Below are 16,816 nucleotides of genomic sequence, written 5' to 3'. Positions count from 1 at the left end.
AGAGGAGCCTGACGTGTATCGCGTTGGAATTGACGTCGGCGGCACGAATACCGATGCCGTTGTGTTGCAGGATAAAACCGTTCTGGCGGGGGTGAAGGCCTCCACGACAGAGGATGTGACGTCAGGCGTCATCGAAGCCCTTGAAAAAGTCATCGAGGCATCGGGCATAGACAGGGCGCGCATCGGTGCCGTGATGATCGGCACCACGCATTTCACCAATGCGGTGATCGAGCGCCGGCATATGGACGAGGTTGCAGCCATCCGGCTCGGCCTGCCGTCCGGCGCTGGCCTGCCGCCCATGGTCGACTGGCCGGATGAGCTGCGGGAAATCGTCGGCAATCACGGTTATCAGGTGCGGGGCGGTTATGAATTCGACGGCCGCGAAATTTCGCCGCTCGATGAGGACGAGATCGTTCGCATCGCCGCCGATATTCGCGCCAAGGGCCTGAAGGCGGCTGCCGTCACCTGCGTTTTCAGCGGCATCAACGATGCGATGGAGCTGCGAGCGAAAGAAATCCTGCAGGAACGCTGCCCCGGTCTGCCGGTGGTGATGTCCAAGGATATTGGCCGTCACGGTCTGCTTGCACGGGAAAGTGCGGCGATCATGAATGCCAGCCTGCTGTCGCTTGCCGACCGCACGGTTGCCGCTTTCGGCGAGGCGTTGAAGGCGGCGGGCATCACCTGCCCGTTTTATATCACCCAGAACGACGGCACGCTGATGGCGGCTGACGTGGTGCGCGGTTTCCCCGTGCTCACCTTCGCGTCCGGTCCGACGAACTCCATGCGCGGTGCGGCCTTCCTCACCGGTCTCAAGGATGCCGTCGTCGTGGATGTCGGCGGCACCACGTCGGACGTCGGCTCGCTGTCGCACGGCTTCCCGCGTCAGGCCTCGACCACGGTGGATATCGGCGGTGTGCGCACCAATTTCCGCATGCCTGACGTTTTCTCCATCGGTCTCGGCGGCGGTTCCCTCGTGGTCAATGGCGACCATGGCCTGACTGTCGGCCCGAAATCCGTCGGTTACCGCGTCCGCCGCGAGGCGCTTTGCTTCGGTGGCTCGACCCTGACGGCGACCGATATCGCCGTTGCCTCCGGCAAGGCGGATGTGGGCGAGAAGGCGCTGGTCTCCAGCCTTGATAAAAGACTGGTGGATGCTGCCGTCAGCAAGATCAACGACATGCTTGAAGCCTGCGTGGAGCGCAGCCGCATCTCGTCGTCACCGGTGCCGGTTATCGCCGTTGGCGGCGGTTCCATCCTGATGCCGGATCGCATCGGTGATCTTGAGGTTATACGGCCTGAGAATTTTTCGGTGGCCAATGCCGTTGGCGCGGCCATTGCGCAGATCAGCGGTGAGACAGACCGGGTCTTCTCACTCGTCGATGGACGCACGCGCGAGAGCGCACTGGCTGAGGCAGAAGCGGAGGCCCGCGAAAAGGCCATTGCCGCCGGCGCGATTGCCGAAACGCTCGAAGTGATCGAGCGCGAGGATATGCCGCTGGCTTACCTGCCCGGCAACGCCACCCGCATTCATGTGAAAGTTGTTGGAGAAATGGGAGCCAATCATGGCTGAGACACGCAAGCTGAAATATGACGAAGCGGCATTGCGGACGCTGACCCGTGAGGACCTGGACGCATTGGAAATCGGCGCCGGCATTCTCGGCACGGGCGGCGGCGGCAATCCCTATCTCGGCAAACTTCTGGCGCTGGAAGCCATGAAGGCCGGTTATGAGATGAAGATCCTCGCAACCGATGCCATCGAGCCGGATGCGCTATGCATGTCCATCGGTGGCATCGGCGCACCCGTCGTCGGCGTCGAGCGCATTCGCGAAGGCCGCGAAGGCCTGCGCTGCCTGCGGGCGATGGAAGAGCTGATCCGCACGCCCGTCGACGCGATCGTCTGCGAGGAAATCGGCGGTTCCAATTCCATGAACCCGCTGGTGACGGCGGCGCTCGGCGGCCTGCCTATCCTCGATTGCGACGGCATGGGCCGGGCATTCCCGGAAATGCAGATGACCACATTCTCCATCTACGGCCATAGTTCCACGCCATCGGTGATGTGCGATCTGCACGGCAATGCCGTCATTTTCAGCCACGCCGTTTCCGAAGTCTGGCACGAGCGCATGGCGCGCGCCTGCGTCGTTTCGCAAGGCGGTGGCGCAATGCTGGCGACGGCTCCGATGCAGGCACATTACGTGCACCAGTATGGCATTCCGAAAACCTACACCAAGGCGATCGCCATCGGTGAGGCCGTGATCCGTGCCCGCAAACAGCAGGAAGACCCGATTGCCGCAGTCTGCGCGCTCGAAGGCGGGCGGCGAATCTTCAACGGCAAGATCACCGATCTGAAGCGCCATCTTCGCGGCGGTTTCGCAATCGGCGATCTCACGCTGTCAGGCTTCGACGACTGCGTCGGACAGACGGCGGGCGTCGCCATCCAGAACGAATTCCTGCTGTTTTCCCGTGACGGCAAGGTGGAAGTGACGGTTCCCGACCTCATCGTCCTGCTCGATGTCGACACGGGTTATCCGATCACCACCGAAGTGCTGCGCTATGGCCAGCGTGTGGCCGTCATCGCCATCCCCTGCCACGACCTGCTGCGCAGCGCCCGCGCTCTAGAGGTCGTCGGGCCGGCGGCCTTCGGTTACCCGAACATTTTTTTCTCACCGCTGCCCGTTCCGGTCAGCAAGGCTGCCTAACCATAAGCGGGCCGATGCCCGCAATAAAGAGGAGAACAAAAATGAAAATGCCTGTACTTTCTTCCCGTCTCGCCGCACTGGCGCTCGGCACGGCGCTCGCGTTGCCGCTTGTTTCTTCTGCAGCCCTTGCGGAAGACAAGGTGTCGGTCGCGGTCAACACCATGCAGATATTCAGCTCGCTCGACCCGGCGAAAGTGACTGACTACACCGGCTACATGGCCATCGTGAACATGTATGACGGTCTGACCACCGTGAACGCCAAGGGCGAAATTGTGCCGCATCTGGCGAAATCCTGGGAGATTTCTGAGGACGGCCTGACCTACACCTTCCACCTGCGCAACGATGCGAAATTCCAGGACGGCACGGCGGTAAAGGCTGCCGATCTTGCCTGGTCGATCCAGCGCCTGCTCGGCATCAACAAGGGCCCGTCGAACCTCATCGTCGGCGTGCTGAAGCCTGAAAACGTCACCGCGCCTGACGATGCCACGCTGGTCATGAAGATCGAGCGCCAGTTCTCGCCCTTCATGGCGGCAACGCCGCTGATGATGGCGATGAACAAGACGCTGATCGAAGCCAATGCCAAGCCCGAGGACAAATGGGGCGAGGCTTACGTCGGCGAACATTCCGCCGGTTCCGGCCCCTACCGTCTCGTCAGCTACAACCGTTCCGCCGATATGGTCATTGCCCGCAATGCCGATTATTTCCTCGGCTGGACCAAGGGCAAGCCGATCGATGAGGTGCGCTTCGTGCAGACCAGTGACGACGCCACGGTGAAGGCGCTGGCGGAAAAGGGTGAACTAGGACTTTCCTCGCACGGGCTTGGCAATGACACCTATGAATCCATCGGCCGGATGAAGGGTTACAAGCTGATCCAGACCCGCACCGCCGGCGGTTTCGTCATCAAGCTCAACACCAAGGTCTATCCGACCGACGACGTCCACGTCCGCCGCGCGATCGCCTATGCGACCGACTACAAGACGATCCAGGAAGTGATCTATCCGGGCTTCGATATGAAGGGCCCGCTCTCTGACGCGTTCAAGGACGCGCATAATGGGGATATCCAGCCCGGTGTCTACGATCTGGAAAAGGCCAAGGAAGAGCTGGCGAAGTCGAAATATGCCGGTCAGAAGATCACGCTCGTCAACAGCTATGTCGCGTCGCTCGCCTTCGAGGCGGAAGTGGCGTTGCTTCTGCAATCGAGCCTCGAGCAGATCGGCATCACGCTCGATATCAAGCCGGAGCCTTGGAACCGTATCGTCGAGCTTTCTTCCAAGCCCGAAACGACGCCTGCATCGACGCAGGTGAACATCTCGCCGACCTATCCGTCGCCGGATTCGATGTTCTACAACCAGTATCATTCCAAGGCGTCCGGTACCTGGATGTCGATGGAATGGTTGCAGAATGCGGAGATCGACGGGCTGATCGACAAGGTCCGCGCCACAACCGATGTCAACGAGCAGAACGCCACCTACAAGGAGCTGCAGACGAAGATCGTTGACCTTCAGCCTGACGTCTGGGCGGTTGCGCCGAACCGCCGTTATGCGGCGAACAAGTGCCTTCAGGGTTACGAGTTCATTCCCATGCAAAGCTGGGACCTGAACTTCTCCAACTTCCATTGGGACTGCAAGGCGGAGTGAGCTCCGCCTGATGAAAACCGGCCCCGCCACAAAGGCGGGGTTGGCCAGACTTGGAACTTCAAAGGGAAGGAGCATCGCCTGCAGCCGGAAAGGCTGAGGCATGCCCGAGGATGACGCATGATCCAGGAATTTTCCGAAGACGATATCGAACCTTTGGCTACCGGCGCCTGGATTTTGGGAACCGGCGGTGGAGGCAATCCCTATATCTCGACGCTCAATCTGCGGCGTCTCTATGCCGAGGGCAGACGGGTGAAGGTCATGGATCCCATGGCGCTTGCCGATGACGACATGGTCGCCGTCGTCTCCAAGATGGGTGCGCCGCTTGTCGGTCAGGAGCGGCTGGGAGACCCCGTGCATCTCGCCCGCGCTGTTGAGGTCATGGAGGATTATCTCGGCAAGCCGTTCCGGGCGATCATGAGCGTGGAAATCGGCGGTTCGAATGCGCTTTCCTCCTTCCTCGCCGCCGCCGTACTCGACCGGCCGGTCGTTAATGCCGACGCCATGGGACGGGCCTATCCGGAAGCGCAGATGACGTCCTTCGCCATCGGCAACCTGCCGATGTTTCCGCTGTCGCTGGTCGATGTGCGCGACAATGAGGTCATCGTGACGCGCGCCGCTTCATGGAAATGGATGGAGCGCATTTCGCGCAAGGTCTGCACCGAGGTCGGTTCCACCGCCGCCACGTGCAAGGCCCCGCGCACCGGCAAGGAAGTGAAGGAGTGGGGCATTCATTACACCGTCACCAAGGCGACCGAACTCGGGCGCGCGGTGATGGCAGCACGTGCGCGCCATGACGATCCCGTTCAGGCGGTTCTCGACCACGAGGGCGGCAAGCAGCTGTTCCGCGGCAAGGTGGTGGATGTGGCCCGCGAGACCACGGGTGGTTTCCTGCGCGGCAGCACGACCATTGAAGGTATCGATGCCGACCGTGGTTCGCGCATGGAACTCGCATTCCAGAATGAGTGGGCCGTTGCCTTCCGCGATGGCCAGCCAGTCGCCATGACGCCGGACCTGCTCTGCCTTCTCGATACGGTTTCCGGTGGCGCCATCGGTACGGAATCGGTGCGTTACGGTCAGCGCGTGACGGTTGTCGCCCTGCCAGCACCAGAGCTTTTGACGACGCCTGCCGGCATCGCTGCCGTCGGCCCGCGCGCCTTCGGTTATGACATTGACTTCAGATCGGTATTCCCATGAAACGCATCGGTATTGACGTTGGCGGCACCAATACGGATGCCGTTTTGATCGATGGAGACACCATTGTCGCCTCCATCAAGGTTCCGACCACGCAGGATGTTCTGTCGGGCGTAAAAGCAGCGCTCGCGCACGTGTCTGGCCATGTCGGCGCTGCGGACCGACCGATCGACGCTGTGATGATCGGCACCACCCATTTTACCAATGCGGTGGTGGAGCGCGCACGGCTGGAGCGGGTTGCCGCCATCCGCATCGCGCTACCAACAGGTTCGTCGCTGCCGCCCATGTGCGACTGGCCAAAAGATTTATACGATGCTGTCGATCCGTTGATCTTCATGGTCCATGGTGGCCATGAATATGACGGCAGCCCGTTGGTGCCGATGATCCCTGATGAAATTCGGGAGGCCGCGATGAAAATCCGCGATGCGGGCATCACCTCCATCGCCATTTCGGCAACCTTCTCGCCGCTGACAACCGAATGCGAAGTGCGGGCAGCGGAAATCGTTCGTTCGGTCATCCCCGACGCACGTATCACGCTCTCCCATACGCTTGGCCGCATTGGGCTTCTGGAGCGGGAAAATGTCGCCCTGCTGAACGCGGCACTGCAAACACTGGGCAGGACAACCGTTCGGGCATTTTCGGATGCGTTGCGCGAAGCCGGTGTGAAGGCGCCGTTCTATCTGACCCAGAATGACGGCACCGTGGCGCTCGCGGATGTCGCCGCTGCCAACCCGGTGCACAGCTTCGCCTCCGGCCCGACCAATTCGATGCGCGGTGCGGCCTTCCTCACCGGGCTTTCCGATGCCATGGTGGTGGATGTGGGGGGCACGACCTCCGATATCGGCTGCCTTGTCGGCGGGTTTCCGCGCGAGGCGAACAATATCGTCCATATTGGCGGGGTACGCACGCTCTTCCGCATGCCCGATCTTCTGCCGGTTGCGCTCGGCGGCGGCACCATCGTCGACCCTGAGACGGGCAAGATCGGTCCGCGCTCGGTCGGTTATCGCATCCTGAAGGAAGCCCGTGTTTTCGGCGGTGATACACTGACGACATCGGATATTGCGGTTGCCGCAGGCCTTATCGAGATGGGCGACCGCGATCGCGTGAAAGGCCTCGATCCGGTTTTCGTGCAGGTCACACTCCAGCGCATCCGTGACATGGTGGCGGACAGTTTCGATCAGATGAAGACCTCGGCCGAAGATGTTCCGCTGGTTGCCGTCGGCGGCGGGGCGTTCCTGATCCCCGAGACGGTTCCGGGTGCGTCGGACGTCCTGCGTGTGGAAAATGCCGGCGTCGCCAATGCACTCGGTGCAGCGATGGCGCAGGTTTCAGGCGAGGTCGATCAGGTGTTTTCCGGACTGAGCCGCGATGAGGCCCTTGCGAAAGCCGAAACCGAGGCGCAGAACGCGGCGGTTTGTTCAGGCGCGGAGCGGGCGAGCCTAAAGACGCTTGAGGTGGAGGACATCCCGATTGCCTATCTGCCTGGCGGTGCACGGCGGGTTCGCGTGCGGGTCATCGGCGATATCGCCTTTCATTGATTGAAAGAGGCACTGCCGGCGGCAGGGCGACGAGGGAGTGAGCATATGACGAAGATCGCACTGGCCATTCACGGTGGTTGTGGCGTGATGCCGGAAGACAGCATGACTTCAGAGGAATGGGCTGCGGCCCGCGATGATCTTGCAGCGGCATTACGCGCCGGTTATGGCGTGCTGAAGGCGGGCGGCACCGCGCTCGACGCCGTTGAGGCGGCGGTCGTCGTCATGGAGGACAGCCCGCATTTCAATGCCGGCCATGGGGCGGCACTCAACGAAAACGGGATTCATGAGCTGGATGCCTCGATCATGGACGGTGCGACGCTGGCGGCAGGCGCGATCAGCGCCTCCCGCGCCATTCGCAACCCGGTCAAGGCGGCTCGTGCGCTGATGACCGACGAACGTGCCGTCTATCTGACAGGTGAAGCAGCAGATCGCTTCGCCGAGGAAAAAGGTCTGGCAACGGAAGCTCAATCCTATTTCACCACGCAAAAACGCCTTGAGGCGCTCGCGGCGATGAAGCGCCATGCTGTGGCCGGCACGGAAGCGACGGAAAACGAAAAACACGGCACCGTCGGTGCGGTTGCACTCGATGCCGCGGGACATCTCGCCGCGGCCACCTCCACGGGCGGCTATACCAACAAGCCCGATGGCCGCGTAGGAGATAGCCCGGTAATCGGCGCCGGCACCTATGCACGCGATGGCGCCTGCGCCGTTTCCGGTACCGGCAAGGGAGAATTTTTCATCCGTTACGTCGTGGGCCACGAGATCGCATCCCGCGTCGCTTATCTCGGACAGGAGCTGGAAAACGCTGCCGGCGATCTCGTGTACAGGGATCTGGCTCCCTATGACATCGGCGCCGGCCTGGTCGCCATTGATACGGCGGGCCACATCGCCGCTCCGTACAACACCGCGGGCATGTTCCGCGGCTGGGTGACCGCGTCTGGGGAAGCGGTTGTCGCCACGCATGGGGAAGTTTATCCTATTGAACTCTGAGCCCGCTCTAACGGGGTGGATTTGGACTTAGGGACGTAATGCGACCTGCGACAAGCTCCAGGCAAAAGGTTTGACCGCCCTCACCCGGTTCAGCTTCCATCGTCTTCCGCCCGCAGCGCCGGGTATCGCCTCTGAAAAATTTGAACTGCTCGGTGCGGCGGTGTACGGATCACGGAAACTGTCGCAGGAACTGGAATGCAACCATCATATAGATTGCCGCCGCTGGAGGCGCTTGTGGTTTTCGAGGCTGCATCCCGTCTGGGCAGCTTCTCGCGCGCGGGCAACGAACTTGGCCTGACGCAAAGCGCGGTCAGCAGGCAGATCGGCAAGCTGGAAGCATTCATCGGTTCCAAGCTGTTTGAACGTGTGCCGACGGGCGTGCGACTGACGACCATAGGAGAGAATTACTCGATCGACATATCGCGGCTGATTCTCGATATCGCAAGCGTGACGGACGGAGTGCGGTCTTGGACCGGGGCAAGCCAGATCACCATAGCATGCTCTCGTGGCATTGCCGATCAATGGTTCATGCCCCGTTTGCAAAGGCTGAAACGGGATATTCCCGGCATCGAGTTGCGGGTGCGGGTGACAGATGACGTGGCGCATCTTCGCCTGGACGAATTCGATCTTGCGATTTTTTATCGCAAGGAAAGACCGATCGGCGTGTGGCTTTCGGAGCTCGGTCAGGAGGAGGTGGTACCTGTCTCTGCGCGCGGTGTGGGCGATCTCATGGACCAGAAAGCACCGGTTTTGATCTCCATCGAGGATTCGATGCGGGAATGGCAGGATTGGAGCGACTGGTGGCGCTCAGCACAATTGCTGCCGCCAAAGGATGCAATCCAGTGGAAACTTGGAGATTATGGTCTCTGTGTTGCGGCAGCGTCGCAGGGGCTCGGCGCAACACTTGGCTGGACCTGGCTCATCCGCGATCAGCTGGATAGCGGCGCGCTTGTGCCTGTCCATGCCCACGCCATGCGCTCGGAGGGCAAATTTTACCTGATGCGCCCGGCCGATCGCCACCAGCGCAAGATCGTGCGTGAGGTTTCAGATTGGCTGATCGCAGACAATCATAAAACCGCACGCTAAGATCTTGTCAGGCACTGATGGACGGCGTCTTTCGGCGGCGGTCCAGCAGGAACCGGGCATAGCCGATGACGGTGAAGAGCAGCCATGCGACTTGCGAGATGAGCGAGCCGAGATTAAAGTTCCAGATCAACGAATAGATCAGGAACACACCGCCCAGAACGTTCAAGAGAGTGTATCGCCAGTCTTCTATCGTTAGAAATCGAAGCTGCAACAGGGCATAGGCGAAGAGATAGAAAAAGGCTCCTGCAAGGCCGACAATATCCGCTAGCCCCATTTGTATTCACTCCATGAACGCTCTCGCCGCGCGAGAATTGCTACACCGGATCGGCTCCGGCGCCTCCCTTTACTGCGCTTCGCAAAGAAGTGGATGCGCTCAGATTTCATGACCCCATGCGCAAAAATCATACCCCCCTTTGCTGGTCTCTATCTAGTGCCGAACCGCCGAGTACGATACCCCACAGCGAGCTGAGCCTTGACCGGCTAGATAAAAAACAGGGAACCCAGATATGACCTCCTCCCCCTTTTCCTTCTCACTCGATCGCCGGCACTTCCTCGCCGGTGCGGCGAGCCTTGCGGCGCTTTCCGCCGGTTTCATCACGAATGCCAGTGCGCAAAGCACGGACACGCCCAAGAAGGGTGGAGTGCTGAAACTGGGCATCGGCGGCGGCAGCACCACTGATAATCTCGACCCCCGCATTCTGAAGGACTGGGTGCCGGTCAATCAGGCGTTCATGATCATGAATGGCCTCGTGGAGATCGACGCCAACAATCACGCCGTGCCGGAACTGTTCGAGAGCTGGGAAGCTCAACCGGGCGCGGTGGAGTGGGTCTTCAAGCTGCGCCAGGGCGTCACGTTCCATAACGGCAAGAATTTGACGGTAGAAGACGTCATCTACTCCATCAACCTGCACCGCGGGGAAACCACCTCTGCAGCGCGCTCGGTTGCCTCCGCCTTGAAAAGCGTCGACAAGCTTTCCGACACCGAGGTCAAGATCGTCCTCGAAAGCGGCAACGCCGATCTGCCTTACATCCTTTCTGACTATCATTTCCTCGTCGTTCCCGAAGGCTGGACGGATTTCAACAAGCCTGTGGGCACTGGGCCGTTTGTGTTCGAAAGCTACGATCCGGGCGTACGTTCCCGATTCACCCGTAATCCCAATTACTGGAAGCCGAATGCGGCCCATGTCGACGCGGTGGAGGTCATCGTCATCAACGATATTTCTGCCCGCACCAACGCCATGATGTCGGGCCAGGTCCACGCCATCAACCAGCTGGATTTCAAGACGGTCGATCTGCTTCGCCGCAATCCCAACCTCAATATCGTTCAGTCGGCTGGCGGCCAGCACTTCACCTTCCTGATGGATTGCACACAGGCGCCCTATACGGACAACAATATCAGGCTCGCCATCAAACACGCCATCGACCGCGAGCAACTTCTGAAAACCGCATTGCGCGGCTATGGGCGCCTCGGAAACGACCACCCGATCCCCAGCTCAGACCGCTTTTATGCGGCAGACCTGCCACAAAGGCCATACGACCCCGAAAAGGCAAAGTTCTATCTGAAGCAGGCAGGACTTGATGCCCTCAAGATCGAGATTTCTGCTTCCGACGCCGCCTTCTCCGGTGCAGTGGATGCAGCAGCGATCTTCCGCACCAGCGCTGCTAAGGGCGGTATCGACGTTTCGATCAAGCGCGAGCCGGCTGACGGCTACTGGGACAATGTATGGATGAAAGCGCCATTCTGCATGTCCTATTGGGGCGGTCGTCCGACGGCGGACCAGATGCTGACCATCGCATACCAATCGACGTCTGCGCAGAACGACACGCACTGGAAGAACGAGACATTCGACAAGAAGCTGATCGAAGCGCGTGCGCTTCTCGACGACGCCAAGCGAAAGGAAATCTACGCCGAACTCCAGGCGCTCATTTCCAATGAGGGCGGAGCGATGATCCCGATGTTTGGCGACTATCTCGACGCCACATCCAAGAAACTCAAGGGCGTGACGACCCATCCCATGTTCAATTTCATGGGCGCCCGTCTCGCTGAAAAAGTCTGGTTGGACGCATAATGACTACTCTTATCCTGAAGCGCGTTGCTTTGGGTATTTTGACGCTTCTGCTGGTGTCGGCGCTTATTTTCGCCGGCACTCAGCTTCTTCCCGGTGACGTGGCGTCGGCAATACTCGGACAAAATGCGACGCCAGAATCCCTCGCCGTGCTGCGCGCCGATCTCGGTCTCGACCAGCCCCTTCTGCATCGTTATTTCTCCTGGCTCGGCGGCTTCGTAACCGGCGACCTCGGAAATTCTTTGGCAAACCACCAGCCCGTTGCCGATCTTCTGTGGCCACGCTTCTGGAACACCATGGCGCTGGCGCTTTATGCGGCGGTCGTCTCTGTTCCTGTCGCCGTCACTCTTGGACTATTCAGCGCAATCCTGCGCGGCAGCCTGTTCGATCGTGCGGTGAACATTGTGGCTCTCGCCTTCGTTTCCCTGCCGGAATATTTTCTTGGCCTGCTGCTGATCCTGTTCGTGTCCGTTCAGTACAATCTCCTGCCAAGCCTTGCGGATACCTATCCGGGCATGGGTTTTGCGGACTGGCTGAAGGCGACCACACTGCCGGCCCTGACGCTTGTTCTTGTGACCGTTGCGCAGATGCTGCGCATGACACGCACCGCCGTGCTGGCTGTCATGGATCAGGCTTATGTCGAAACCGCCTATCTCAAGGGGCTTCGCACCCGGCGCGCGGTTCTTCGTCACGCCCTTCCCAATGCGGCTGCGCCCATCGTCAATGTCGTGTCTTTCAACATTGCCTATCTGATCACGGGCGTTGTGCTGGTGGAGGCCGTGTTTAATTACAATGGGCTTGGTCGCTTCATGGTCGACGCGGTTTCCAAACGCGACCTGCCGCTGGTGCAGGCTGCGGCCCTCGTCTTTGGCGCCGCCTATGTCATCTTGAACATCATTGCCGATATTTCGGCAATCGCGCTTAATCCGCGCCTGAGGCATCCCCGATGAAAATTCTCCGTTCCATCACACCGACCGCGTGGATCGGTCTTTTCATCATCTCGCTCAATCTCGTCCTGTTCGTCGCCGGCCCGCATATCGCGCCTTTCGCCCAGGAGGAAATTGTCGGATCGCCTTTTGATCCGCCTTCGGCGGCGCACTGGTTTGGCCTTGATCAGAATGGTCGCGATATGCTGTCGCGTCTTCTGGCTGGCGCACAGATGTCCATCGGCGTTTCACTGGCCGCATCGCTGCTGTCCTTCACGATCGGGATAACACTCGGGTTCATCGCGGCCATTTTCGGCGGCTGGCTGGACACGGTTCTGTCGCGCATTGTCGACACGGTCATGTGTATTCCGGTGCTGATCTCTGCCCTTGTGGTGTTGCAGGCACTTGGCTCGTCCATTCCCGTGCTCATCGTCACCATCGCCCTTCTGGATTCCACACGCGTCTTTCGCCTGGCGCGTATCGTTGCGCAGGGTATCAATGTTCTCGAATATGCCGAAACAGCGCGTCTTCGTGGTGAAGGCCTGTTGTGGCTGGTGTTTAAGGAAATTTTGCCGAATGCCCTGCCGCCACTGATTGCGGAGTTCGGTCTTCGCTTCTGCTTCACCTTCCTCTTCGTTGCAGGCCTTTCCTTCCTTGGCCTTGGCATTCAGCCGCCCTTCGCGGACTGGGGCGGCATGGTGAAAGATAACCAGCAGGCGATCCTTTACGGGCTCTACGCTCCGCTTTATCCGGCTGCCGCCATCGCCATCCTTACCATTGGCGTCAACCTCGTCGTGGATTGGCTGCTTGCCGGCCGCAGCGCAATTCAGGGAGCGGACCGATGAACGAGAGCAAGGTTTTGCAAATTCGCGGTCTCAAGGTTGCCGCACCGAATGGCGCCATCCTTGTTGACAATGTCGATCTCGACCTGAAGCGCGGTGAGGTCAAAGGGCTCATCGGTGAATCCGGCGCGGGCAAGTCCACGATTGGACTTGCTGCCATGGGGTACGGCCGCAACGGCTGCCGTATCGTTGGGGGCGAGATCATTGTAAACGGTGTTTCGCTGATGACGATCGATCGCGCCGGACGTGAGGCGGTGCGTGGTGCACGCATCGCTTATGTGGCGCAAAGCGCAGCCGCCGCCTTTAATCCGGCGATGAAGATCGGCGAACAGATCATGGAAGGGCCGCTCTATCACGGCATCATGAACCGGCAGGAAGCGGAAGCCTGGATGCTGGAACTGCTGCAGGCGCTGCAGCTTCCCGATTATCAGAATTTCGGCAGCCGTTACCCACATCAGGTATCCGGCGGCCAGTTGCAGCGTGCGATGGTGGCCATGGCCATGTCCTGCCGTCCCGATATTCTGGTTTTGGACGAACCGACCACCGCGCTTGATGTCACGACGCAGATCGAGGTTCTGGCACTCCTGCGCAGCCTCATCCAGCGTTATGATACGGCTGCACTCTACATTACGCACGACCTTGCAGTGGTGGCGCAGATTGCCGACAGCATCCTGGTGTTGCGTCATGGCAAAGAGGTTGAGGCCGGTTCTGCCGAACAGATCCTCGAACAACCGCAGCAGGACTATACGCGTCGGCTCGTTTCCGAACGCAAGGCCCACATGTCGGGAGAAGGCGTCCACCATGAAAATGGTGAGGTTCTACTCGAAGCGCGCGATGTCACCGCCTATTATGGACGGAAGAAGGTGCTTGATAACGTCCAGTGCCTGTTGCGCAAGGGTGAGACACTCGCCGTTGTCGGCGAATCCGGTTCGGGAAAATCCACCCTCGCCCGGGTCATTGCCGGTTTGCCGCCCCACTCCTCCGGCGTCGTTTCCCTCGCCGGGCACAGGCTTGCCGACAAATACACGCAGCGAAGCCGTGAAGAACTGCGGCGTATACAACTCGTCTATCAGCTTCCCGATGTGGCGCTAAACCCGCGCCACACAGTCGGCGAGATCATCGGCCGTCCAATGTCGTTCTACTTCGGCATGAGCGACGAGCAGCGCGCATCTGAGGTGAACCGCCTGCTGGATCTCATCGGTCTGCCGCGCGATTTCGCCGAACGCCTTCCAAAAGCTTTGTCGGGTGGACAGAAGCAGCGGGTGTGTATTGCCCGCGCCCTCGCGGCGCGTCCCGACCTCATCATTTGCGACGAGGTCACTTCGGCGCTCGACCCGCTGGTGGCCGACGAGATCCTCAAATTGTTGCAATCATTGCAGGATGAACTGGGTGTCTCTTATCTGTTCATCACCCATGATCTCGGTGTCGTTCGCAGGATTGCCGACAGGACCATGGTGATGCAGTACGGCCGTATCGTCGAAACCGGCACCACCGAGGAGGTTTTTGCTCCGCCTTACCAGCCCTATACGGAGCAGCTTATCACTTCGGTTCCCGAGTTGCGGCGCGACTGGCTGGACGGCGTGCTGGCAAAACGCGGCCTCCCGGTGGCCTGAGTTCAGCGACGGCGAACATGCTTGGGCCGCCGTCCCTCCTTCATCTCCAATGGCCTGCTGCAATGCCAGCAGCCGATGAACTGACTGGAATACCCAAATGACAGTGCGTGTTGAAGAACATATCTGGATCCCCATGAGCGACGGTGTGCGCCTTGGAGCGCGCCTCTGGCTGCCGGAAGGCGCGGAGCAATCGCCGGTTCCTGCCATTCTCGAATATATCCCCTATCGCAAACGCGACGGAACGCGCGGGCGCGACGAGCCGATGCACGGCTATTTCGCCAGCCAGGGCTATGCGGCGATCCGCGTGGATATGCGCGGCACCGGCGAATCCGATGGCCACATGGCAGACGAATATCTGCAGCAGGAACAGGACGACGCCCTGGAAGTGATCGACTGGATTTCCCGCCAGCCATGGTGCAGCGGCAACGTCGGTATGATGGGCAAGAGCTGGGGCGGCTTCAACGGCCTGCAGGTCGCCGCCCGCCGTCCACCGGCGTTGAAAGCCATCATCACTGCTTATTCCACGGACAATCGCTATACGGACGATATCCACTACATGGGTGGGTTGTTGCTGAACGACAATCTGTGGTGGGGCACGATCATGCTTGCCTATCAGAGCCGCCCGCTCGACCCGGAGATCGTCGGCGACGAATGGCGCGATCGCTGGCTTGAGCGGCTGGACAAGCTGCCCTTTTTCCCCGGACTTTGGCTGGATCATCAGCGTTACGACGCCTACTGGAAACACGGTTCGGTCTGCGAAGACTGGAGCGCCATCCAGTGCCCGGTCCTTGCCATCGGCGCGTGGGCGGACAGCTATACCAATGCGGTCCCACGGCTTCTGGAAAAGCTTCAGGTACCCCGTCGCGGCATCATCGGCCCCTGGGGGCACATCTATCCTCAGGATGGCGTACCCGGCCCGGCAATCGGCTTCCTTCAGGAGGCAACGCGCTGGTGGGACCATTGGCTGAAGGGCAAGGAGACCGGCGTCATGGACGAGCCGATGTTGCGCGCCTTCGTTAGCGACACGATCGAGCCGACAGGCACGCGCACGACGACGCAGGGCCGGTGGGTCGGCGAAGCGGCATGGCCTTCACCTGACATCTCGACCCGATCACTCTATCTTGGTGGAGCCCGGGACTTGCGTGACGCGGTGAGTGATCCCGCGATCCTTGCTATCCGTTCACCACAGAGCCATGGCAAAGCGGGCGGCGAATGGATGGCGACCGGGTGCCCGGGCGAACATCCGACCGATCAGCGGCTCGACAATGGGGGCGCGCTGGTTTTCGAAACTGCCTTGCTGGAAGACGATTTCGATGTCCTCGGTGCACCTGTTGCGCGTCTGCGCATTGCCGCAGATTGCCCCGTGGCCCAGATATCGCTGCGCCTCAACGATGTGCTTCCCGACGGTCGCACCACACGCGTCAGCTACCAGGTTTTCAACCTCACCCATCGCGACAGCCATGAGAATCCGGAGGCCTTGGAACCCGGCAGATTTTATGATGTCACAATCAAGCTCAATGATTGTGGGTACCGCTTCGCCAAAGGCCACAAACTGCAACTCGCGATTGCCACGGCCTATTGGCCGATGGTGTGGACATCGCCTTACGATGCGACGACCAGCATTTCAGTTGCGGAAAGCGCGCTCGACCTTCCAGTCCGTGCCATAGATGACGGCAAGCAGGTTCGCTTCGAGCCGCCCGCCCATGGCCCATTGACACCGATGACACAGATCGACCCCGGCACTGTTCGTCGCTGGACGGAACAGGACCACGAAACCGGTTTCAACACCTATATCACGGAAGGTGTGGGTGGCTTGTTCGGCGAGGGTGTGCTGCGCTTTGACGAGATCGGTACCGAACTCAGCCATAGTCTGCGCCGTGAACTGCGCATTCGCGACGACGATCCCCTCTCCGCACGCTACGTGCTCACCCAGACTTACGAAATCGGACGGAACGGGTGGCGGATCAAGATCGAGAGCCGGACTGAAATGCGCTCCGATGAACGATACTTCTATTTAGTCGGAGAACTCTCGGCTTTCGAGAATGGTAATATCGTCAAGACGCGACAATGGGACGAGCGCTACGAACGAGATCTTATCTGACACTTCTAATGACTGCTGCCGCGGGAAGATGAGACCTGCCAGAACTGTATATGGCTGACGTCGAACGAGAGATTTCGGCGCCAGCGGGATGTTTGACCTCCGCCCGCAACAGCAAGGTCAGTCGCCCGCA

At 60.1% G+C, this 16,816-nt stretch carries 13 protein-coding genes; 12 read left to right on the top strand and 1 reads right to left on the bottom strand.

Going from position 1 to position 16,816, the window contains the following annotated elements:
• Positions 1–13 precede the first annotated feature (13 nt).
• The 7 genes from AT6N2_RS23705 (at position 14) to AT6N2_RS23675 (ending at position 9,138) form a co-directional block, all read left to right on the top strand.
• Positions 14–1,570: a hydantoinase/oxoprolinase N-terminal domain-containing protein gene (locus AT6N2_RS23705; protein ID WP_209091767.1), complete on the top strand. Its 1,557-nt coding sequence runs from the start codon at positions 14–16 to the stop codon at positions 1,568–1,570.
• Positions 1,563–2,696, top strand: a complete 1,134-nt coding sequence (locus AT6N2_RS23700) for a DUF917 domain-containing protein (RefSeq protein ID WP_209091766.1) — start codon at positions 1,563–1,565, stop codon at positions 2,694–2,696. Before AT6N2_RS23705 ends, AT6N2_RS23700 begins: the two co-directional genes overlap by 8 nt.
• A gap of 41 nt (positions 2,697–2,737) precedes the next feature.
• Entirely contained in the window at positions 2,738–4,333 is a 1,596-nt protein-coding gene (locus AT6N2_RS23695) for an ABC transporter substrate-binding protein (RefSeq protein WP_209091764.1), read from the top strand.
• Between the two features lie 117 nt (positions 4,334–4,450).
• Positions 4,451–5,527 carry a DUF917 domain-containing protein gene (locus AT6N2_RS23690; protein ID WP_003524597.1) on the top strand — a complete coding sequence of 359 codons (1,077 nt, stop codon included), beginning with the start codon at positions 4,451–4,453 and terminating at the stop codon, positions 5,525–5,527.
• Entirely contained in the window at positions 5,524–7,062 is a 1,539-nt protein-coding gene (locus AT6N2_RS23685; RefSeq protein WP_209091762.1) for a hydantoinase/oxoprolinase N-terminal domain-containing protein, read from the top strand. Before AT6N2_RS23690 ends, AT6N2_RS23685 begins: the two co-directional genes overlap by 4 nt.
• Before the next feature lie 45 nt (positions 7,063–7,107).
• Complete coding sequence (locus tag AT6N2_RS23680) at positions 7,108–8,052, top strand: isoaspartyl peptidase/L-asparaginase family protein (RefSeq protein WP_144578748.1); 945 nt, start codon at positions 7,108–7,110, stop codon at positions 8,050–8,052.
• A 195-nt stretch (positions 8,053–8,247) separates the two neighbouring features.
• Entirely contained in the window at positions 8,248–9,138 is an 891-nt protein-coding gene (locus tag AT6N2_RS23675; protein ID WP_063951790.1) for a LysR substrate-binding domain-containing protein, read from the top strand.
• Between the two features lie 7 nt (positions 9,139–9,145).
• On the opposite strand, the gene AT6N2_RS23670 is transcribed toward AT6N2_RS23675, so the two are convergent.
• Complete coding sequence (locus AT6N2_RS23670; RefSeq protein WP_063951789.1) at positions 9,146–9,412, bottom strand: CBU_0592 family membrane protein; 267 nt, start codon at positions 9,410–9,412, stop codon at positions 9,146–9,148.
• Between the two features lie 232 nt (positions 9,413–9,644).
• Here AT6N2_RS23670 and AT6N2_RS23665 point away from each other — a divergent pair, with 232 nt between their 5' ends.
• The 5 genes from AT6N2_RS23665 (at position 9,645) to AT6N2_RS23645 (ending at position 16,686) form a co-directional block, all read left to right on the top strand.
• On the top strand, positions 9,645–11,207 hold the full coding sequence (locus tag AT6N2_RS23665; protein ID WP_063951788.1) for an ABC transporter substrate-binding protein: 1,563 nt from the start codon (positions 9,645–9,647) through the stop codon (positions 11,205–11,207).
• Positions 11,207–12,154, top strand: coding sequence for an ABC transporter permease (locus tag AT6N2_RS23660; protein WP_035210564.1), 948 nt, complete (start codon positions 11,207–11,209; stop codon positions 12,152–12,154). Before AT6N2_RS23665 ends, AT6N2_RS23660 begins: the two co-directional genes overlap by 1 nt.
• Positions 12,151–12,975 carry an ABC transporter permease gene (locus AT6N2_RS23655; RefSeq protein ID WP_209091760.1) on the top strand — a complete coding sequence of 275 codons (825 nt, stop codon included), beginning with the start codon at positions 12,151–12,153 and terminating at the stop codon, positions 12,973–12,975. Before AT6N2_RS23660 ends, AT6N2_RS23655 begins: the two co-directional genes overlap by 4 nt.
• Positions 12,972–14,585, top strand: a complete 1,614-nt coding sequence (locus AT6N2_RS23650) for an ABC transporter ATP-binding protein (RefSeq protein WP_209091758.1) — start codon at positions 12,972–12,974, stop codon at positions 14,583–14,585. The genes AT6N2_RS23655 and AT6N2_RS23650 overlap by 4 nt, the downstream gene beginning before the upstream one ends.
• A 97-nt stretch (positions 14,586–14,682) precedes the next feature.
• On the top strand, positions 14,683–16,686 hold the full coding sequence (locus AT6N2_RS23645; protein WP_209091756.1) for a CocE/NonD family hydrolase: 2,004 nt from the start codon (positions 14,683–14,685) through the stop codon (positions 16,684–16,686).
• Positions 16,687–16,816 lie beyond the last annotated feature (130 nt).

It is taken from the genome of Agrobacterium tumefaciens, assembly GCF_017726655.1.
GTDB lineage: Bacteria > Pseudomonadota > Alphaproteobacteria > Rhizobiales > Rhizobiaceae > Agrobacterium > Agrobacterium tumefaciens_B.
This window is presented reverse-complemented; position numbering and strand designations above follow the sequence as displayed.